Below are 20,041 nucleotides of genomic sequence, written 5' to 3' on the forward strand. Positions count from 1 at the left end.
TTCGTATGCGTTGCCTACTCGCTTTGCTTGCCCTGCTGCCGCTGGCGGCGACTGCTACGGATTGCCGTTACAGCGCCCCCCGCAACTTGCATGACGACCTGGTCGGGGTGCATCGCGTGCAGATCGAAGTGCACAGCCATGACTTGCACCTGGTTGGCGGCAATGCTGCCGGCGGCCTACAGATCAATGGCCGTGCCTGTGCTTCCTCGCAGTCCGCCTTGGACAACCTGCAATTGACCTCGCATCGCGAAGGCGATCAGCTCATCATCGACGTTGGCGGCCACAGCGCGTTCAACATCGGCATCCTTGGCGTTTCCTATGCCAATCTGGACCTGCAGGCGCAACTGCCTGCCAACATGCCAGTCAGCATCCACTCCGGTTCGGGTGACGTTTACGTAGGCGGCCTGGCGCAACTCAATGCGCAGACTGGCTCGGGCGATCTGCATGTGGACCATATCGCAGGCGAGGTTTCCGTGACGAGCGGTTCGGGCGACGTCGAGTTGTCCGATATCGGCCGCCTGCGCGTCGACTCGGTTGGCTCCGGCGACGTCAAGGCGCGCGACGTGCACGAGGGCGTGAACATCGGCAACGTCGGCTCCGGCGACATCACGCTGGAACACGTGGGCGGCAGCGTCTACGTGGGTACGATCGGTTCCGGCGACGTGGTGGTGAAAGACGTGCGCGGTGATTTCACGGTGGGTGCAAAGGGTAGCGGCGACGTGGAGCACACGGATGTCGGCGGCAAGGTCAGCGTGCCGCGCGAGGATTGAGCTCAGGCTTGCAGGCGCGTGAGCAGATAAACCAAGGCCCCGCACACCAGCAGGAAGGGCACCGATACTGCATGAAACAGCTGCATGCCGTGCGGCTGTTTTGCCAGGCGCAGGGCGATCAGGTTCGCCAGCGAACCGATCGCCACGCCGAAGCCGCCTACGTTCACGGCAACGGCCAGCGCTATCGCGTCTGGCGTGCGGTCGAGCAGTAGCACTGTCGCAGGGACGTTGCTGATCAGCTGCGAGCTGACGATGCCGGTGAGATAGAGCGAAAGCGGAGAATCGATCTCCCCAAAAGCGTGCTCCACGATGGGCAGGGAGGCGAGGTGGCCCAGGCCTAGAAAGATCATGGCGAAGGTCGCCATCAGCAGCCAGTCGATACATTTCAGTGTGCGCCAGGAAAACAAGGCGAACGGGACCCCCAACAACAATGCGCCAAGCGGTGCGTGACCGCCTTCCATCATCAGCACCATCGTGGCGAGCGCGATGATGGACAGGACTGCCAGCGATGCGGACACCGGGTGTCCGTCAAGCTTGTCCGCTTGCAGCTCCACGCGCCCCTTCGGCAACCAGAGCCAGGTAACCGCCGCGACCAATGCGAACATCGCGGCTGCAGCAGGAAGCAGGGCACCCAAGAACCGGAAAAACGGTATTTGCGCATGCTGCCAGATCAACAGGTTCTGCGGATTGCCGATCGGACTGAGTGTCGATCCGGCATTCACCGCCAGCGCCTCCAGCACGGCCATGCGCAGGATCGGCAGGTTGGACACGCTCGCGATGGCGAGCGTCAAGGGCACCATCAGGAACAGGCTTACGTCATTGGTGAGTACCATGGACAGCATGGCTGTCATGCTCACCAGCAGAAGGCCGACGCCGCGAAGCGAGTGCATGCGCGCGACCAGCATGCCGGCCACGCGCTGTACCAGGCCGCTGTCGCGAATGCCCTGGATGGAAACCATCAAGCCCAACAGGCCGCACAATGTGGGCCACTGCAGCCAGCCCTGGTAGCGCGACCACGGCTGCGGATCGACGCAGGCCAGCATCACGCTGAGTGCGGTGAAAAGCAGCAGCAGGAACTCCTGCTTGATGCGGTTGCGCCAGGTTTGGGCGGCAGCCGTGTGGTTGGCCGTCATCCTTGCGGCCAAAGGCAGTCAGGCCATGGCCAGGAACCATTCCCACGCCGGCCGGAGCAGCAGGGCGTCACCACTCCTTCAAGCCTTCCAATTCATACAGCTTCTTCCAGCTCGGCCGCGCGCGCACCAGATCCGCCTGCCGTTTCAACGCAGGCCACTCGGTCGCAGGACGCGGCATGTTGCGCGACCATCGCATCAGCATGGTCAGCATCAGATCGACGCCGGAAAACTCTTTGCCGAGCAGATACGGTCCATGCGTAGAAAGATGCGCCTCGATGCGGTCCCACACACCTTCGATCTTGCGTTGTATCGCAGCGCGGATGTCCGGTGGCGATTCCTGATGCCCCAGTTCTTGCGGATAGAACCAGAACCGATAGGTGGACATCAGCGAGTTGCTTAAGAATACCGTCCACTGAAGCCACGCGTCGCGCCCCGGCGTGCCTGGCGGCGGAATCAACTTCGCTTCCGGATGACGCTCGGCCAGGATGATCAGCAGCGCCCCCGACTCGTACACCGCGCGGCCTTCGATGATCAGCGTAGGTACTTTGCCGCCCGGATTGAGCTTCAGGTACTCATCGTCGAATTGCTCCCGCTTGTCGATATCCACCAGTTTGAGCTGATAGGGCGCGCCGATTTCGAGCAGTGCCAGATGCACGACCATGCTGGCGGTGCCGGGGGAGTAATGGAGGGTGTACATGCGCGGTCCTGGTCAGGGAGGGACATGCATCGTAACGCATGGCTGCTTCCTCTCCCCTGCAGGGAGAGGAAGTTAACGGCCTATCACTCCGCTCGCAGCAATCGCATGGGCGGCGTATGGGTCACCTTGCGCGTTCCGGCCAGGCCGAGCAGCATGACCACGAAGGCCGCGGCCAAGGCTGCCAGCGTCAGTGGCAGCGGCTGCGGCATGAAGTCCTTGATGTGGAACACGCTGCGCCCCAGCCACCACCCGCCTAGCATGGAACCCAGCGCAGCGGTGATGCCCGCGATCAAGCCGAGCAAGGCAAACTCGCACGCCGCGGCAACGCGCAGCAGGCCGCGCCGTGCACCCAAGGTGCGCAACAGGGCAGCCTCGTGGCGCCGTTCCTGGCCGCTCGTAGCCAGCGCTGCGGCAAGCACCAAGGCACCGGCCAGCAGGCTGAAGCCCAACACCCAGCGCACCGCGCCGGTCACGCGCTGGACAATCTCACGCACCCGGTCGAGCAGCGCGTCCACATCGACCAGGCTCAAGTTCGGATAGTCGCGCGACAGTGCTGCCAGCGCTTCGGCATTGCCGCGCGGCAGATAAAAACTGGCCAGCCAGGTATGCGGCAGGGTGCTGGCATGCGTGGGATCGAGCAGCAGGAAGAAGTTCACGCGAAATGAGGCCCAGTCCACCTGGCGGAAGCTGGTGATCTTCGCCTCGACCTGGCCCTCGCCGACATCGAAACGCATGCTGTCGCCAAGTTTCAGCGCATACATGTCGCGCCACATCGTATCCACCGATACTTCCGCTTGGGCCGGATGAAGATCAAACCAATGGCCGGCGATCACCCTGTTGGATGGCGGCAATTCGTCCGACCATGACAGGCGCAGCTGGCGATCGCTCCATTCCTTCGCGCGTTCGTCCTTGAATTTCAGCCCATCGATCGGCTGTCCGTTGATGGCGGTAAGCTTGCCGACCGCCAGCGGCATCATGTTGAGCTGGTTGGCGCCGATCCGCGCCAATGCCCCGCTAAAGTCGTTGCGTTGGTCATCTTGAAGGTTCAGCACGAACCAGTTCGGCGTATCGCCGGGCAATTCCTTGCGCCAGCCATCCAGCAATGCCGGCGCCACCACGGCCAGCAGCAGCAATGCGGTAAGGCCCATGCTCAAAGCGGTGGCTTGCACGATGCTCAAGCCACGACGACGCGCCAGCGCAGCCATGCCTAGCCGTAGCGCTGGATGACCACCGGGTGCAATTCCCCGGGCGATCCATAGCAGCAAGGCCGCAAGCAACGCGGCGACCATGGCGACGCCAAGCAGGCTTACCGCGAGAATGCCGGCTAGCTTGGCGGATCCGCTGAGGTTCCAGATCAGTGCCAGCGCCACCAGCGCGGGAATCAGGTACAGCGCATCGAAGCGGCGGATGCGCCGCGCCATGCTCGCGCGAAAAACCGCGACTGGCGGTACATCCGCCAGCCGCACCAGTGGAGGCAGGGCAAAACCGACCAGCACAGCGATGCCCATGCCGGCAGCAGCCAGCGCAGGTAGGATAGGCAACACTGTCGGCACGCCCGAGAACAACTGGCTGGCGAATATCCAGGCGCCTTGCGCCAGCAGCAATGCCAGCAGTATGCCAAGCAGCGCAGCAGGCAGTGCCAGGCCACCTACCGTGCCCAGCAGCAACGTAAAGACGCGGCCACGCGATGTGCCGAGTGCCCGCAGCAACGACACTTCATTCGTCTTGCGGCGCGCATATCGTTGTGAGGCAAGCGCAATCGCAACGCCGGAAAGCAGCGCGGACAGCAACGCAGTCAGGCGCAGGAACGCACCGGCACGATCGAACGCGCTGCGCATGCGTTCCTGGGTCTGCTCCGGCGTGATGAGTTCGCCGCCTTGCGGCAAGGTCGCCGATTGCGCCCACGCACGCCAGTTCTGTACGGCGGCGGGTTCGCCCGACAGCAGCAGGTTATGCCTTGCACGGCTGCCGACGCCCAGCAATCCGGCCTGTTGCGCATCGTTGATATTCATCAAGGCGCGCGGAGCCATGGCCACCAGTTCGCCGCCGTCCGGTTGTCGGATCAGCTCCCCGGCAATGCGCAGTTCGCGCCCGCCGAGCTGCACGCTATCCCCCACACGACGGTTCAGCCCCACCAGCGCCCGATGATCGAGGTACACGCTTCCCGCCACTGGCCCCTGGCTGGGCGCTTGCCGCCCGAGTGCGTCCGCTACCAGCAGTGTGCCGCGCAACGGGTATGCGGTATCGGCGGCAAGCACGTCCAGCAATTGACTTCGTTGCCGGGCGAAGGCAACGCTGGGAAAACCCGCGGTGCGCGTGATCGACAAATGACGTTGCCGACCCGCCGCCGCAAATTTGTCCGGAATCGCTTGGGGCGCCGATATGCCCATGTCTGCGCCGATCAACTCGGCCGCACTGGCGAGTACCCCTCGCTCCATCCGCGTGCTGAGCGTTGCCACCACGCCCAGCGCAACCACGGCCAGGACCAGAGATGCCGCCAGCGTGCGCAACTCCGGCAAATGCCATTCGCGGCGCAGGCTGCGCAAGGCCAGCAGCAGGATTTTCATGTCAGCGGCTCCAGCCTTCCTTCCTGCAATTCCGCGCGCCGCATGCAGCGTTCAGCCAGTTGCATGTCGTGGGTGACCAGTACCAGCGTGGTGTGATGATCGCGATTGAGTGCGAACAGCAGGTCGCATACGTGCCGCCCGGTGCGGCGATCCAGATTGCCGGTCGGTTCATCCGCAAACAACACGCGCGGGCCATGCACGAAGGCGCGCGCGATCGCCACACGCTGCTGCTCGCCACCGGAAAGTTGGGCCGGGTAGTGCTTGCGGCGCGAACCGAGTTCGACCGCATCCAGCGCCTGGCGAGCCCGTTCCCGCGCATCGGCGTGGCCTTCCAGCTCCAGTGGCAGCATCACGTTCTGCTCGGCAGTGAGTGCGGGCAGCAAATGGAACGACTGGAATACGAAACCGACCAGGCGTCGGCGCAGGTCTGCGCGAGCTTCCTCGTCGAGCTGCTCCAGCGCATGGCCATCGAGGTGGATGCTGCCGTGCGTGGGCGTATCCAGGCCGGCGAGCAGGCCCAGCAGGGTGGTTTTGCCGGAACCGGAGGCGCCCACGATGGCGAAGCTCTCGCCCGCGCCTACCTGCATCGCGACATTGCTGAGGATGTCCAACTTTCCCTCGGGACCGTTCACCGACTTGCTAACATCGCGAACCTCCAGCACCTGCTTTTCAACCCCCGGAAGAGAACCACCGATCATGCGTCGTTTCCTATGTTTGTTGCTGCTGCTTGTGGGAAGCGGCGGTGCAGTGCAGGCGGCACCCACGCAGACTGCGCCCGCGAAAACCGTGCTCGTGCTTGGCGATTCGCTCTCCGCCGCGCACAACATTCCCGTAGAGGCAGGCTGGGTGCATCTGCTGGAAGTACGTCTCAAGCAGATGGAGCCGGGCTGGGCGGTGATCAATGCCAGCATCAGCGGTGAAACGTCGGTAGGTGGGCGCAATCGGTTGCCAGCGCTGCTGGCACAACAGCATCCACGCATCGTGGTGATCGAACTGGGCGCCAACGACGGGCTGCGTGGCCTGCCGCTGAGCGACCTGCGCAACAACCTGACCGCCATGATTGATGCGGTCCAGCATGCCGGTGCCAAGGTGCTGCTGCTGGGCATCGAACTGCCGGTGAATTACGGGCAGCAATATCGCGACGGCTTGCGGGCTGTGTACGCGGATCTCGCCCGCGAGAAGCACACCTCGCTGGTGCCGTTCCTGCTGGAAGGCGTGGCCCTCGATCCGGCGCTGATGCAGGAAGACGGCTTGCACCCTGTGGCAGCAGGCGAACCGCGGGTTTTGGACAACGTATGGCCAAAATTTGCACCGTTGCTATAGCGGGCGAGCCCATCACCACGCTTTCGTCCGTTCAAATTCACGTTGCTCTTACCCCCTGAAGGATTAGCCTTCACAAATGTGAAGACCCCCAGGTGGCGAGGCGTATATGAGTTCACGTGACGAGCATGCAGGGCTGATCCTGCTGGTAGAAGACAACCGTCAGATCGCTGAAATGGTCGGCGAGTTCCTCGAGCGCCGAGGCTACTCGGTTGATTTTGCTCAAGATGGTGTGAGCGGTCTGCATCTGGCGGTCTCCAACAGTTACGACGTGGTGGTGCTGGACCTGATGCTGCCTGGCATCGACGGCCTGGACGTCTGCCGCAAGCTGCGTGGCGACGCCAAGAAGTCCACGCCGGTGCTCATGCTGACGGCACGCGACACGCTGGAGGACAAGCTGGTAGGCCTGGAGGCCGGCGCCGACGACTACCTGGTGAAACCGTTTGAAGTGCGGGAGCTGGAAGCGCGCCTGCGCGCCTTGATCCGGCGCGACCGCAGGCAGGTATCCAGTGAGGTGCTGACGGTGGGCGACATGACCCTGGATACGGCCACCCTGCGGCTCACCCGTGCCGGGCAGGAGCTGACGGTTTCGCCGATCGGCCTGAAGCTGCTGGCGATCCTGATGCGCGAATCACCGCGGGTAGTCAGCCGGCGGGACATCGAACGGGAAATCTGGGGTGATACCCTGCCGGATTCGGACACCTTGCGCTCGCACCTCTACAATCTGCGCCGGGTGATCGACAAGCCGTTCGATCGACCTTTGCTGCACACCATCCATTCGGCCGGCTACCGCCTTGCCGACCTGGAGGCAGAGACCACCCCCGTCAGTCATATCGCGTAAACGCCCAAAATCATCTACATGACCATCACCACGGGTGCCCAAGTGCCGCGCGCTGAACGCCTGCGCGGCGGGTTTCAACGACGCCTTCTGCTGATTTTCGGCATGCAGCTGGTGGCCGTGGTGGTGGTGTGCCTGATGGGCTATTACAACGTGGCACCGGCCGTCGCAGTGGTGTTGCTGATCGTGATCGTAAGCGGACTCACCTGGCTGGCCACGGAGCGGATCTGGCGGCAGGTCAGCGCGCTGGCGCGCTGGGTGGGTGACTGGAAAGAAGGGCAGACCGACCTGGACGCCTTGCAGTCGGACCGCCTGCGCCAGACCGATAGCGACATCGCCACGCTGGCGCGCGGCTTCCACAACTTCGCCAGCCGCATCGCCGGCTACAACGAACGCGAACGCAATTTCACTCGCGACGCCAGCCATGAGCTGCGCAGCCCGCTCACTGTGATCAAGATGTCCACCGACATGCTGTCGGATGAGGCAGGCATGAGCGAGTTCGGTAAGCGTAGCGTGCAGCGCATTCGGCGTGCCACGCGCGAAATGGAATCACTGGTCGAGGCCTTGCTGATCCTGGCGCGCGAAGCCGATAACGGACAGAGCGAGCAGGAATTCGTGGTGAACGACGTGCTGCGCGACGAACTCGCCAACGCGCGCGAGATGCTGCATGGGCATCCGATCGAACTGCGGCTGGAAGAGCCGGCGAAATTCGCGCTGCACGGTTCGCCGCGTGTGTTCGCCGTGTTGTGCTGGCAATTGATTCGGCATGCCAGCCAGTACACCGGGCAGGGCGTGGTGCAGGTCACCGTGCTGCCCGGCATGGTGAGCGTAAGCGCCGTGGCTGGTGGCGAACAGGTTCCGCATGCGGCCGGGCAGCGTGGTTTCGAATACGCCATCGCGCAACGTATCAGCGAGCGCTTTGCCTGGCCGCTGAGCTTGCACGTGCAGGGCGGCAATCGTTACGTGGCGGAGATCCGGTTTCCGAAGCCGATGCCGGTGTCGGCGTAGGCTGGGATTTGCATCCCAACCTACGCGGCAAGCTCGTCGAAAGGCGCATCAGCGCAGTGACGCGCTCACCTCGAACGGACACTCGGTCTTCGCCTGCACCTCTTCCACCGTCGCGCCCGGCTGCAGTTCGATCAGCGTCAGCCCCTTGCCTTTGGCTACCTCGAACACGCACAGGTCAGTGATGATCAGGTCGACGACATGCTGGCCGGTCAGGGGCAGATCGCACTGCGTCTTGATCTTCGGCGACCCGTCTTTGGCGGTGTGCTCCATCAGCACCACCACGCGCTTCACGCCGCTGACCAGATCCATCGCCCCTCCGGGGCCCTTCACCATCTTGCCCGGCACCATCCAGTTGGCCAGGTCGCCGGTGCAGGACACTTCCAGGCCGCCCAGGATCGACAGATCGATGTGTCCGCCGCGGATCATGGCGAACGATTCGGCGCTGGAGAAATAGCTCGAACCGGGCAGGGCGGTGATGGTCTGCTTGCCGGCATTGATCAGGTCCGGATCCACCTGCGCCTCATCCGGGAATGGACCGATGCCGAGCAGGCCGTTCTCCGATTGCAGCGTCACGTCCATCCCCGGCGGGATGAAATTCGCCACCAGGGTGGGAATGCCGATGCCGAGGTTGACGTAGAAACCGTCGCGCAATTCCTTTGCCGCACGTTGCGCCATCGCCATGCGTATCGGGCTTTCCTTGCCGGTGTTGGCGCCGGCCACGGTGCGGAATTCGATGCGCTTCTCGTAGTTCCCGCCCTGAATGATGCGGTCGACGTAAATACCCGGGACATGGATCTGGTTTGGATCGAGCTCCCCCACTTCCACCAGCTCTTCCACCTCGGCCACGCAAAGCTTGCCGCAGGTGGCGATCATCGGATTGAAGTTACGCGCCGTCTTGCGGAACACCAGGTTGCCGAGCCGGTCGCCCTTCCATGCCTTCACGATCGAAACGTCGGCGTGGATCGCTTCTTCCAGCACATATTCCTTGTCGCCGAAACGCTTGGTTTCCTTGCCTTCGGCCAGCTTGGTGCCGAAGGCCGTACGCGTATAGAACCCTGGAATGCCCGCACCCCCCGCGCGCAGTTTCTCGGCCAGCGTACCCTGCGGCACCAGATGCAGTTCCAGCTCGCCGGCCAGCACCTGGCGCTCGAATTCCTTGTTCTCGCCGACGTAGGAGGCGTATACGCGCTTGACCTGCCGTGTCTTCAGCAGCGGGCCCATACCGAAATCATCCACGCCGGCATTGTTGCCGACGATGGTCAAGCCCTTGGTGCCGGCGGCGAGCAGGGCAGCAATCAGGTTTTCCGGAATGCCGCACAAGCCAAAGCCTCCGGCCGCGATGGTCATGCCATCGAACAACAAACCGTCCAGAGCCTTCGTCGCGCTTGCGTAGACCTTTTCCATGAGGATGCCTTTCTTGCGGGGGACAGCTGCTTAGGATACGACGGAATGACGACGGGACATGCTGTACGAAGGTCGAAAGACGCGGCTGCCGGTGTCGCCGCTCCGCCATACGGCGGAGCACGTCACGTGCGGCTGGCTATACTCGCCATATGTTCGCGAGAGGTGCCATGTGAAGCCGTTCCGCTTGTTTGTCGCGCTCACTGCCCTGGGAACTGCCGCCATGACGCACGCCACCCCACTGGTATTGGTGATCCACGGCGGCGCCGGTGTGATCAGGCGCGACATGAACCCCGCCAAGGAAAAAGCCGTGCGTGCAGCGATGAGCAAGGCGCTGCATGATGGCTATGCCCAGCTCAAGGCCGGCAAGCCCGCCATCGACGCCGTGACGGCGGCCATCACCGTGCTGGAGGATGATGCCCATTTCAACGCCGGCAAGGGCTCGGTGTTTACGCACGACGGCAAGAACGAGATGGATGCCGCCGTGATGGAGGGGGAAAGCTTGCGCGCAGGAGCAGTGGCCGGCGTGCAGCGTGTGAAGAACCCGATCTTGCTGGCGCGGGCGGTGATGGAGCACTCGGCGCACATCATGCTGATCGGTGAAGGTGCTGAAGCGTTCGCCAGGGAGCAGGGCATCACCCTGGTCGATCCTGCCTATTTCCGCACTGAAGAACGCTGGCAGCAATGGCAGAAGGCGCTGCAGGAAGACAGCGGGAAAAAGCCGCACGACGACCAGGCGGCCGCCAAGCATTTTGGTACCGTCGGCGCGGTCGCGCTCGACAGCGCCGGGCATCTCGCAGCCGGCACCTCCACGGGTGGCATGACCGACAAACGCTGGGGCCGTGTCGGGGATTCTCCGATCATCGGCGCCGGCACTTACGCGAACGCCTGGTGTGCAGTCTCGGGCACCGGCTGGGGCGAGTTCTACCTACGTACTGTCGCCGCGCACGAGATCTGCATGAAAGTGTCGCTGCTGGGCGAACCGGTACAGCGCGCCGCCGCTGAAGTGATTAATCAGGAAATCCCTTCGATGGGCGGCAATGGCGGCGCCATCGCGCTGGATGCGAATGGCAACATCGCGATGCCATTCAATACCGATGGCATGTTCCGGGGCTGGATCGGCGCGGATGGCGTGCCGCACGTGGCGGTCTATGATGATGAGCCGGATCCGACGAATCATCAGCCGGCACCAGCCGCACCGTCTTCGACCGAGTGATTGTCTGGGCGAAGCTGTGCGTTGCACTGGATGAGATCTGCGCGCAATGGCGCAGCCTTGGCGATTCAACCGCCCTGAGTCGGCCGCTCGCGTACCGGGTGCTTGCTCAGCTTGCGCTGCAGGGTGCGGCGATGCATGCCCAGGCGCCGTGCCGTTTCGGAGATATTGCCGTCGCACTCGGTGAGCACGCGCTGGATGTGCTCCCATTCCAGGCGGCGCAAGGCGAGAGGGGCCTCGGGGGCGTCGATCACCTCATCCTCGCCTTGCTGCACCGTATCGCCTTCGAGCAGTGCGCGCACCACGGCGTCGGCATCCACCGGCTTGGCGAGGTAATCGTGGGCTCCGCGCTTGATCGCTTCGACGGCGGTAGCGATGGAAGCGTAGCCGGTAAGCAGCAGGATGCGCACATCGGGTACCAGCTCGCGCAGTTCGGGGATCAGGCGCAAGCCGTTTTCCTCGCCCAGCTTGAGGTCCAGCACGCAATGGCGAGGCTGGTGGCGTTGCGAGAGCGCGCGGGCTTCGTCGGCGTTGCCGGCGGTGAGCACTTCAAAGCCGCGCGAGGTCAAGGCCCGGGTAAGAACGCGTACGAATGTCGCATCGTCGTCCACGATCAGTAATGGACGCGAGCCGCTGGCGGGGGTGGGGTGATTCATGTGCTGCTTCTACTCGTATTTTGCCTGTCTATTTTGCCGGATACGCGGCTCGCGTGCGCGCCTGGATGCCGCACGGCTGGATATGGGAGGGCGAGGTTGGGGTTTGCACCCCAATCTACGCACCCTCGGAGACGGTGGAAAGGGGCAGCCGCAGACACATCTCCGCGCCATATTCCGTGTTCCTGGTGATCAGCTCGCCGGCCAGCCGTTCGGCGGTGGCTTCAGCCAGCGCCAGGCCAATGCCCAAACCGCTTTGTTTGCCGCTCTCGCCGAGGATCGTGCGTGCACCGGTCGGGGCAAATCCAGGGCCGCGGTCGCGCACGATCCAATCCAGCCACGTTCCGTCCCGGCGCACTTCGAGCGTCACGCTGTTCGAATCGCGCAGCGCCGAGGCATCGACCGCGTTATTGAGCAGGTTGAGCAAGGCGTGGCGCAGGCCAGGCGGCGTGCGCAGTACGAGCTGGTCAAGTTGCGGCGGTACGTGCAACTCTAGCTCTGCTTCAGGGCGCAGCAACTGGAAGCGCTTGAGGCAGCCATGGATGAAGGTCGCCAGGGTGACCCGTTCGGACTCCTGCGACAGCTGCGCCTTGCCGAAGGCGACCATCTCGCGAAGGATGGTGCGGCAGCGTTCCACCTGGCCCTCCAGCAAGGCCAGGTCTTCATCCAGCGTGGCATCCGAAGCGTGCTCGCGGCGCAGTTCCGGCAATAGCGTGCGCATGGTGGAAAGCGGAGTGTTGAGTTCATGCGCGGCGCCGGCCGCCTGCGTGGCGATGGCCATGATGCCTTCGTCGCGCAAGGCACGTTCGCGTACGCGCTGGACCTCCTGCTGCTGGGTGCGTACCGCGGTGGCCAGCCGGTTGATGAAGAAGCCAAGCAGCACGGCGGTAATGCCGAAGTTCACGCCCATGCCCGCCACGTGCAGCGAGAAGCCGTGGTCGTTTAGCGTCAGCTCGTTCATTGGCAACGGCACGTACCAGCGCAATAGCACGAAGTACGCAGCGCCCGCGGTGGCGGCCACGGCAAGAATCGCGCGCCCCGACAGGGCTGCTGCGCTGAGCGCGATGGGGACCAGCAACAGGGTGACGAACGGATTCCTGGCGCCGCCGGTGAAATACAGCAGATAGCCCAGCACCAGCGTGTCCGCGACGATATGACACACCGTTTCCCATTCGCGAACCGGCCATGGCTGGCTGATCCGCCATGCGGCGAATACTGCGAACACGGCAAGCAGGTCGATGCCGAGCAGCAGCGAAAGCGTGGGGATGTCGATGTGCATCCACCAGGAACACACCATCACCGCCATGCTCTGGCCGGCGATGGCGCATAGGCGCAGCCACGCGAGAGTACGCGTGAGCGCGAACGGCCCGAAGGGCTGATTGAGGGGGTGTTGCGGCATGGCCGCAGCCTAGCAGGCCCCTCTCCCCGTCGGGGAGGGGGGCATCAAATCAAGGCGTATCGAACTCCTCGCTGCGTGCGGCGGGCAGCGGTGCGTAATTGGCGGCCGAGCCGGAGTGCGTGGCCGACAGCTTGTTCATCAGCGGCAATATGAGGATGGCGACAACCGTGCAGCCGATGCCCACGAAGCCGAGGATATTGAACAGGTGCGTGTAGATCGCCAGTGATTGGAGCGGGTCGGTAAGGTTGTCCGGAATGTGCGCAACGTTGGCCACGACGCTGCCGAGGTATTGCGAAATGCCCACTGCCACGTAGTAGGCGCCCATCATGAATCCGCCCATGCGTTCGGGTACATAGCGCGCGATCATCGCCAGGCCAAGGCCGCTTACCAGCAGTTCGCCCAGTGAATACAGGCCGTAGCCCCAGATCATCACCCACGACGACACCTGCCCGTTCACCGCCCAGTTTGCGCCAAAGCCATACATGAAGAAGCCCAGCGCCACCGCAGCGAAACCCCAGGCGAATTTCGTTGCTACGGAAGGATCCCTGCCGAGCTTGCCGAGCGAGTTGTAGATGAAGACCAGCACCGGGCTCAGCAATACGATCCAGATGGCGTTCAAATTCTGGTATTGCTCGGGAATCCAGTTGAACAGCTGGAAGCCGAAGATCGAGAACGAAAGATCTACGTTGCGCTGCGCGAACAGGTTAAGCGACGTCGCCATTTGCGCGTAGAAAATGAAGAAGAAGATCGTCTGCACCGTCAGCACCAACGCTGCCGTCAAGCCGGCGCGTTCGCTTGGCTGGCTGCTGCGGATCAGGTGCACGAAGATGGCGAGGATCACGATGCCGGCGCCGTACACGCACCATTTGGCGATGGTTTCGCTTTGCAGGATGAAGGCGGCGATGAACACTGTCGCCACTGCCGCCAGCAGCACGGCACCCAGGCGCTTGAAGTCGAGCGGGCGTTCGTCGCTGGGCGCGCCGATATGCGACAGCGTGCGTCGCATCAGCGTGTAATTGATCAGGCCCAGAACCAGACCGACGGAGCATGCGCCGAAGGCTGTGTGCCAACCCAGGTCATCGCCGAGGCGTGCGCCGATGTAATTGCGGATCCACGGCGTCGCGGTCATCGAGACCATCGAACCGATGTTCACCGCCATGTAGTAGATGGTGAAGGCGCTATCGATGCGCGTTTCGTCGCCCTCGTAGATCTTGCGTACGAGGTTGCCGGCGTTGGGCTTGAAGAAGCCGTTGCCGACCACGATCACGCCGAGGGAGAGATAGGTGACGTACGCGTTTTCCGTGGGGATCCAAAGCATCGCGTAACCGAGCGCGAGGATGCTGGCGCCGATCAGCATGCTGCGCCGAGTGCCCAGCAGCTTGTCGCCGACCCAGCCTCCGATCGCCGGAGTGGCGTAGATCAACGCTGCCGCCGCACCCCAGACCAGATTGGCCTTGGTGTCGACGAAACCCAGCTTCTTCATCATGAAGGTGACCATCAGCACCTGCATGCCGTAGAAGCCGAAGCGCTCCCACATTTCGATGAGGAAGACCGTGGTAAAGGAGCGGGTGGATGAAACAGGATGACTCATAGTGGTCATGGGGCGCTTCCGTAATACGTGTACTACTAGGTCGATATAGACCTGATTTCGCCTGCGGCGAGGCATATTCGTTCCAGCGTAACGCAAATGTCATTAGCTAAAAGTTGCAATGCGGCAAGCAAAATCCTGCGGAGCGCCTGTGTGCCTGCTGGCTTATGGCATCATGACCGTCCTGTTGCCGCCGCCCGGGAGCATTGCCCGCCATGCAAAAAAATGCCGTAATGCCCTTATGGCCAAGCCTTTTCAGCCATGCCCGGTAACGGGTTTCGCGGCGACCCGCGCCAGCTGTGGCGCGCTTTCCGATGGTCGATGAGCGGCTTGCGGGCAGGCTGGCGTCACGAGGCGTCGTTTCGGCTGGAGGCGATGCTTACCGTCATCCTGGTTCCCGTCGGCTTGTGGATCGGAAACGGAGCGCTGGAGAAAATCGCCCTGGTATTCCCGGTCATCCTGGTCCTTTCGGTGGAACTGCTCAATTCCGCGATCGAGGCCGTGGTCGACAAGGTCAGTCCCGAATTTCACGAGCTGGCTGGCCGGGCCAAGGACATGGGCTCGGCAGCGGTATTCCTGCTGCTGGTGCTGGTGGTGCTGTGCTGGGGGCTGATTCTGGGGCCGCGCTGGTTTTGACGTTGAACCAGCCAGGTGCTGCAATGGCCGTCAACAGGAAAGGAGCATTCCCATGAAAATCCTACGCGTTGTTGCGCTGTTGCTGTTGACCTTCATGCTGTCCGGTTGTGGCTACAACGCCATCCAGAAACAGGACGAGATGGTCAAGGCGCAATGGTCCGAAGTGCTCAACCAGTATCAGCGTCGCACGGACCTGGTGCCGAATCTGGTCAACACGGTCAAGGGTTATGCCGCGCACGAAGACAAGATCTTTACCGAAGTGGCCGAGGCACGTTCGCGCGCGGGCAGCATCCAGGTAACTCCCGAACTGGCGAACAATCCTGAAGCCCTGGCCAAATTCCAGGCCGCGCAGGGCCAGCTCACCGGCGCCTTGTCGCGGCTGATGGCGGTAAGCGAGAGCTATCCGAACCTGAAAGCGGACGGCGTGTTCCAGAACCTGCAGGCACAGTTGGAAGGTACGGAAAACCGCATCGCGGTGGCGCGCAATCGCTACATCCAGGCGGTGCAGCAATACAACTCGTTGGTCCGCAGCTTTCCCAACAATCTCACCGCCAAGCTGTTCGGCTACCAGGTGAAGCCGAATTTCTCGGTGGAGAATGAAAAGGCGATTTCCACTGCCCCCACCGTGGATTTCGGTAGCGGCAGGCCCGCTGCTGCCGCTTCGGCGCACTGACATGCTGCGGCGCGGCCTGCGCCTGTGGATGGTGCTGGCGATAGCCCTGCTGTCGCCTTGGGCCCTATTGCATGCGGACGATCAGCCTGCGGTGCCCAAGCTAACGCGTCACGTAACCGATCTTACGGGTACGCTGACATCGCAGCAGATCGATCAGCTCGATACCCGGCTCGTTGATCTGGAAAAGCGCAAGGGCGCGCAACTCATCGTGCTGATGGTCGGCAGCACGCAGCCCGATGAGATCGAGGACTACTCCCTGCGCGTTGCCGAGGCGAACAAGGTCGGCCGCAAAGGCATCGATGATGGCGTATTGCTGTTCATTGCCAAGCATGACCGGCAGGTCCGCATCGAGACCGGCTACGGCCTGGAAGGTGCGATTCCCGATGCGGCTGCGGCTCGCATCATTCGCGAGTACATTGCGCCAAAGTTTCGCAATGACGATTACTTCGGCGGCATCCACGATGCCGTGGGCGCGCTGACGCAGTTGATTGATGGCGAGCCTTTGCCGCCGCCCGTGCACGGCAATGAAGTGCGGCATGGTCCGAATCTGCAGGGGTTGTTTTTCATTGCCCTGTTCTCGTTGATCGGTATGCGCGGCATCTTCGGCCGCACGCCTGTACTGGTGCGCGCGCCCCTGGGGGGCGTCGTGGTGGGCGGCTTGCTATGGATGCTGGCGTCGGCGGGTGTGGGCATCGTTGGCGGCCTTCTCGGCAGCCTGTTCATGCTGCTGCCGGCTGGTTCGGGCCGATCCATCGGAGGTGGCGGCTGGGGCGGTTGGGGCGGCGGCGGGTTTGGCGGAGGCGGGGGTGGCGGTTTCGGCAGCGGTGGAACCGGCGGCGGCTTTGGCGGTGGCGGCGGCGATTTCGGCGGCGGCGGTGCTTCGGGGAGCTGGTGACATGCCTTCGCGTACGCAACGAATCATGGCGAATCTGTTCGAAGGCTGGTTCCAGCTCCACCGGCGCTTTCCAGCCGAACTGCTGGATGACATGACCGCCGCGATTGCCGATGGCGAACGCGTGCATCTGGGCGAAGTGCGTTTCGCCATCGAGTCGCGCCTTCCGCTGCCGGTGGTGTGGGCAGGGCTGGATGCCAGCACGCGTGCACGGCAAGTGTTCGGGCAACTTGCCGTGTGGGATACCGAACACAACTGCGGCGTACTGATCTATGTGCTGATGTCGGAGCATCGCATCGAAATCGTCGCCGATCGCGGCATTGCACGGCGTGTGCCGCAGGAGGAATGGGGGGCGATCTGTGCTGGCATGCGGGAGAATTTTGCCGCGGGGCAATGGCGTGCGGGGGCCTTGCACGGCATCACCCAGGTGCATGCGCTGCTGGCGAAGCATTTTCCCAGCCACGGGCGGGCGCGTCCGGATGAATTGCCGGATCGCCCGGTGCTGCTCTGAGCCACTTGCTCATCAGCTGCCCGATGCGCATTTGGCCACATCCTCCCGCTCGGGTATCGCGGCTCGGATACGTCCCTGCATCGCCACACGCACCACCAGAATTCGTGGGGGCTGTTCGCGCGTGCAGAACACCAGGCTCTGCATGCTGCCCGCGGAAGTGCCATCCGGCTTGAACCAGAATTGTTTCTTGTCGCTGCCCACGATACGGATCGAGTTGGAGTATTTGCCCCCGGTGTAAAGCGGTTTCCCGTCCACCTGCTGCCTGCCGCCCGAGTCGCGCCCGATCAACCAGCCGCCCTGCCAATCGTTGTCCTTGTTGCAAGTGAGTGCGTTGCGACTAGGGCAGAGAATGATGCGCGCCTGCTCGTTCACGGCCAGATTGCGCGCATACTGCAAGGCCGCGATATAGTCGCCCTGCGCAACACGCAATTCATGACCCAGCATCAGGCGGCGAAGGCCCGGCACGGCGATCATCGCCAGTATGGCCAGCACCGCCAGGACGACGATCTGCTCGATCAGCCCGAAGCCTCTTGCATGGGTCATTCTCATTCACGCCATGCTAGGCCCGGCTTTCGCAGGGCCTAGCGGCTCATGCCGCGGAGCCGGTCAGGCTCTGCTGACAAACGTTGTCAGCACTCATGTTTAAAATGTTCTGGAACTGCCTGAAGTGACGCCCATGACTGATCGCGACCGTTTCGAACTTGTGTCCAGCTACCAGCCCGCCGGTGACCAGCCGGAGGCCATCAGACGCCTGGTCGAGGGCTTCGAGTCCGGCCTGGCGGGGCAGACCCTGCTGGGTGTCACCGGCTCCGGCAAGACTTTCGCCATCGCCAACGTGGTTGCGCAGGTGCAGCGCCCCACCATCGTACTGGCGCATAACAAGACGCTGGCGGCGCAGCTCTACGGCGAGTTCAAGGAATTCTTTCCGAACAATGCGGTGGAATACTTCGTCAGCTACTACGACTACTACCAGCCGGAAGCGTATGTGGTCGCCTCGGATACCTTTATCGAGAAGGACGCTTCGATCAACGAGCACATCGAGCAGATGCGGCTGGCCGCGACCAAGGCACTGCTTTCGCGCAAGGATTCGTTGATCGTTGCCACCGTCTCGGCCATCTACGGCTTGGGCGATCCGGAGGACTACCTGTCGCTGCGGCTTATCCTTGCGCGTGGCGAGCGCATTGAGCAGCGCGCACTGATCCGCCAGCTCACCGAACTGCAGTACACGCGCAACGAAACCGAGCTGCGCCGCGGCACCTATCGCGTGCGCGGCGAGGTCATCGACGTGTTTCCGGCCGAATCGGAAACCGAGGCATTGCGCATCGAACTGTTCGATGGTGAAGTGGAAAACCTCGCGCTGTTCGATCCGCTTACCGGTGAAACCATTCGCAAAGTGCCTCGCTACACCGTCTATCCGCGTACTCACTACGCCAGCACGCGCGAGAGCGTCCTGAACGCGATCGAGACCATCAAGGTGGAGCTGAAGGAGCGTCTGGAGCTGCTTTACAAGGAAAACCGTCTGGTGGAGGCGCAACGCCTGGACCAGCGTACGCGCTTCGACCTGGAAATGATGGCCGAGGTGGGTTACTGCCAGGGTATCGAAAACTATTCGCGGCACCTCACGCGCCGCGCGCCGGGTGAACCGCCGCCGACCCTGTTCGACTATCTGCCAGCCGATGCCTTGCTGGTGATCGACGAGTCGCACGCCACCGTGCCGCAGCTCGGCGCGATGTACAAGGGCGACCGCTCGCGCAAGGAAACGCTGGTGGAATTCGGATTTCGTCTGCCATCGGCGATGGATAACCGTCCGCTGCGCTTTGAAGAGTTCGAGCGCCGCGCGCCGCGAACGATCTACGTCTCCGCCACGCCCTCCAAATACGAGCTGGAAAAGTCCGGCGACGCCGTGGTGGAGCTGGTGGTCCGCCCCACCGGCCTGATCGACCCGGAAGTGGAGGTGCGGCCGGTGCGTACGCAGGTGGACGACTTGCTTGGTGAAGCGAAGAAGGTCATCGCCATGGGCGATCGCGTACTGGTCACCACGCTGACCAAGCGCATGGCCGAAAACCTGACCGAATACCTCAGCGAACACGATATAAAGGTGCGTTATCTCCATTCGGACATCGAAACGGTGGAACGCGTGGAGATCATCCGCGATCTGCGCCTGGGGGAATTCGATGTACTGGTGGGCATCAACCTGTTGCGCGAGGGTCTGGACATGCCCGAGGTGTCGCTGGTGGCGATTCTTGACGCCGACAAGGAAGGCTTCCTGCGTTCGGCCGGCTCGCTGATCCAGACCATCGGCCGCGCTGCGCGCAACGTGCGCGGCAGGGCGATCCTCTATGCCGACGAAGTCACCCGCTCGATGCGGGCGGCGATGGACGAAACCAGCCGTCGTCGCGAAAAACAGGTGGCCTGGAACCTGATCCACGGCATCACGCCGCAATCCGTGGTGCGCCGCATCGCCGACATCATGGAGGGTGCGCGCAGCGACGCCCCGGGCCGGGCGCGCGGCAAGGCTGCGCGTGGCCGTGCGGCAGGCGTGGCCGAGCAGGCCGCAGACTATGCCAGCCTCAGTGCCGACCAGGCCGCACAGATGGTCAAGCGGCTGGAGGCCGAGATGCGCAAGCACGCGGAAAACCTGGAATTCGAGGAGGCGGCCCGCCTGCGCGACCGAATCCAGCGGCTCCGCGAGCAGGCTTTGCGCGAATAGAGCGGTTCCGGTACACTACGCGGCTCGCGCGG

Annotated in this window: 19 protein-coding genes; 10 read left to right on the forward strand and 9 right to left on the reverse strand. The window is 63.1% G+C overall.

Annotated features, from left to right (window positions below; all coding sequences use genetic code 11):
- Positions 1-5 precede the first annotated feature (5 nt).
- Positions 6-770: a DUF4097 family beta strand repeat-containing protein gene (locus EKH80_RS14025; protein ID WP_126685406.1), complete on the forward strand. Its 765-nt coding sequence runs from the start codon at positions 6-8 to the stop codon at positions 768-770.
- A 2-nt stretch (positions 771-772) separates the two neighbouring features.
- On the opposite strand, the gene EKH80_RS14030 is transcribed toward EKH80_RS14025, so the two are convergent.
- The 4 genes from EKH80_RS14030 to EKH80_RS14045 all read right to left on the reverse strand — a co-directional run bounded on the left by EKH80_RS14030 (position 773) and on the right by EKH80_RS14045 (position 5,865).
- Entirely contained in the window at positions 773-1,903 is a 1,131-nt protein-coding gene (locus EKH80_RS14030) for an SLC13 family permease (protein ID WP_126685407.1), read from the reverse strand.
- A 67-nt stretch (positions 1,904-1,970) separates the two neighbouring features.
- Complete coding sequence (locus EKH80_RS14035; RefSeq protein ID WP_126685408.1) at positions 1,971-2,600, reverse strand: glutathione S-transferase family protein; 630 nt, start codon at positions 2,598-2,600, stop codon at positions 1,971-1,973.
- A gap of 83 nt (positions 2,601-2,683) precedes the next feature.
- Positions 2,684-5,167 carry an ABC transporter permease gene (locus tag EKH80_RS14040; RefSeq protein ID WP_126685409.1) on the reverse strand — a complete coding sequence of 828 codons (2,484 nt, stop codon included), beginning with the start codon at positions 5,165-5,167 and terminating at the stop codon, positions 2,684-2,686.
- Positions 5,164-5,865, reverse strand: coding sequence for an ABC transporter ATP-binding protein (locus EKH80_RS14045; protein ID WP_126685410.1), 702 nt, complete (start codon positions 5,863-5,865; stop codon positions 5,164-5,166). The genes EKH80_RS14040 and EKH80_RS14045 overlap by 4 nt, the downstream gene beginning before the upstream one ends.
- Between EKH80_RS14045 and EKH80_RS14050 the strand changes: the two genes are divergently transcribed.
- The 3 genes from EKH80_RS14050 to EKH80_RS14060 all read left to right on the forward strand — a co-directional run bounded on the left by EKH80_RS14050 (position 5,864) and on the right by EKH80_RS14060 (position 8,333).
- The gene (locus EKH80_RS14050; protein ID WP_126685411.1) at positions 5,864-6,490 is read left to right on the forward strand and encodes an arylesterase; all 627 of its coding nucleotides are present in this window, start codon (positions 5,864-5,866) and stop codon (positions 6,488-6,490) included. The genes EKH80_RS14045 and EKH80_RS14050 overlap by 2 nt on opposite strands.
- A gap of 106 nt (positions 6,491-6,596) precedes the next feature.
- Complete coding sequence (locus tag EKH80_RS14055) at positions 6,597-7,328, forward strand: response regulator transcription factor (RefSeq protein ID WP_126685412.1); 732 nt, start codon at positions 6,597-6,599, stop codon at positions 7,326-7,328.
- An 18-nt stretch (positions 7,329-7,346) separates the two neighbouring features.
- The gene (locus EKH80_RS14060) at positions 7,347-8,333 is read left to right on the forward strand and encodes a sensor histidine kinase (RefSeq protein WP_126685413.1); all 987 of its coding nucleotides are present in this window, start codon (positions 7,347-7,349) and stop codon (positions 8,331-8,333) included.
- Between the two features lie 48 nt (positions 8,334-8,381).
- On the opposite strand, the gene EKH80_RS24390 is transcribed toward EKH80_RS14060, so the two are convergent.
- Positions 8,382-9,737: a 3-oxoacid CoA-transferase subunit B gene (locus EKH80_RS24390; protein WP_126685414.1), complete on the reverse strand. Its 1,356-nt coding sequence runs from the start codon at positions 9,735-9,737 to the stop codon at positions 8,382-8,384.
- A gap of 220 nt (positions 9,738-9,957) precedes the next feature.
- Here EKH80_RS24390 and EKH80_RS14070 point away from each other — a divergent pair, with 220 nt between their 5' ends.
- On the forward strand, positions 9,958-10,950 hold the full coding sequence (locus tag EKH80_RS14070; RefSeq protein WP_126685415.1) for an isoaspartyl peptidase/L-asparaginase family protein: 993 nt from the start codon (positions 9,958-9,960) through the stop codon (positions 10,948-10,950).
- 65 nt (positions 10,951-11,015) lie between these two features.
- Here the strand turns inward: EKH80_RS14070 and EKH80_RS14075 are convergent, their stop codons facing one another.
- From EKH80_RS14075 to EKH80_RS14085, 3 genes are all read right to left on the reverse strand, one after another.
- On the reverse strand, positions 11,016-11,603 hold the full coding sequence (locus tag EKH80_RS14075) for a response regulator transcription factor (RefSeq protein ID WP_126685416.1): 588 nt from the start codon (positions 11,601-11,603) through the stop codon (positions 11,016-11,018).
- A gap of 115 nt (positions 11,604-11,718) precedes the next feature.
- Positions 11,719-12,999, reverse strand: a complete 1,281-nt coding sequence (locus EKH80_RS14080; protein WP_126685417.1) for an ATP-binding protein — start codon at positions 12,997-12,999, stop codon at positions 11,719-11,721.
- Positions 13,000-13,048: 49 nt separating this feature from the next.
- The gene (locus EKH80_RS14085) at positions 13,049-14,599 is read right to left on the reverse strand and encodes a peptide MFS transporter (protein WP_126685418.1); all 1,551 of its coding nucleotides are present in this window, start codon (positions 14,597-14,599) and stop codon (positions 13,049-13,051) included.
- A 249-nt stretch (positions 14,600-14,848) separates the two neighbouring features.
- Between EKH80_RS14085 and EKH80_RS14090 the strand changes: the two genes are divergently transcribed.
- Genes EKH80_RS14090 through EKH80_RS14105 form a run of 4 tightly spaced genes read left to right on the forward strand, consistent with a single transcriptional unit; the run spans position 14,849 to position 17,299 of the window.
- Positions 14,849-15,223, forward strand: a complete 375-nt coding sequence (locus tag EKH80_RS14090) for a diacylglycerol kinase (protein WP_126685419.1) — start codon at positions 14,849-14,851, stop codon at positions 15,221-15,223.
- A gap of 52 nt (positions 15,224-15,275) precedes the next feature.
- Entirely contained in the window at positions 15,276-15,896 is a 621-nt protein-coding gene (locus tag EKH80_RS14095) for a LemA family protein (RefSeq protein WP_126685420.1), read from the forward strand.
- Position 15,897: 1 nt separating this feature from the next.
- Complete coding sequence (locus tag EKH80_RS14100; RefSeq protein WP_126685421.1) at positions 15,898-16,791, forward strand: TPM domain-containing protein; 894 nt, start codon at positions 15,898-15,900, stop codon at positions 16,789-16,791.
- Between the two features lies 1 nt (position 16,792).
- Positions 16,793-17,299, forward strand: a complete 507-nt coding sequence (locus tag EKH80_RS14105) for a TPM domain-containing protein (protein ID WP_126685422.1) — start codon at positions 16,793-16,795, stop codon at positions 17,297-17,299.
- A 12-nt stretch (positions 17,300-17,311) separates the two neighbouring features.
- Here EKH80_RS14105 and EKH80_RS14110 read toward each other — a convergent pair whose 3' ends face one another.
- A complete protein-coding gene (locus EKH80_RS14110) occupies positions 17,312-17,842 on the reverse strand; it encodes a GspH/FimT family pseudopilin (protein ID WP_158628842.1) in 531 nt (176 codons plus the stop codon).
- 133 nt (positions 17,843-17,975) lie between these two features.
- Here EKH80_RS14110 and uvrB point away from each other — a divergent pair, with 133 nt between their 5' ends.
- Positions 17,976-20,009, forward strand: a complete 2,034-nt coding sequence (gene uvrB / locus EKH80_RS14115) for an excinuclease ABC subunit UvrB (RefSeq protein WP_126685424.1) — start codon at positions 17,976-17,978, stop codon at positions 20,007-20,009.
- Positions 20,010-20,041 lie beyond the last annotated feature (32 nt).

The sequence above is a fragment of the Dyella choica genome (assembly GCF_003977665.1).
Lineage (GTDB): Bacteria > Pseudomonadota > Gammaproteobacteria > Xanthomonadales > Rhodanobacteraceae > Dyella_B > Dyella_B choica.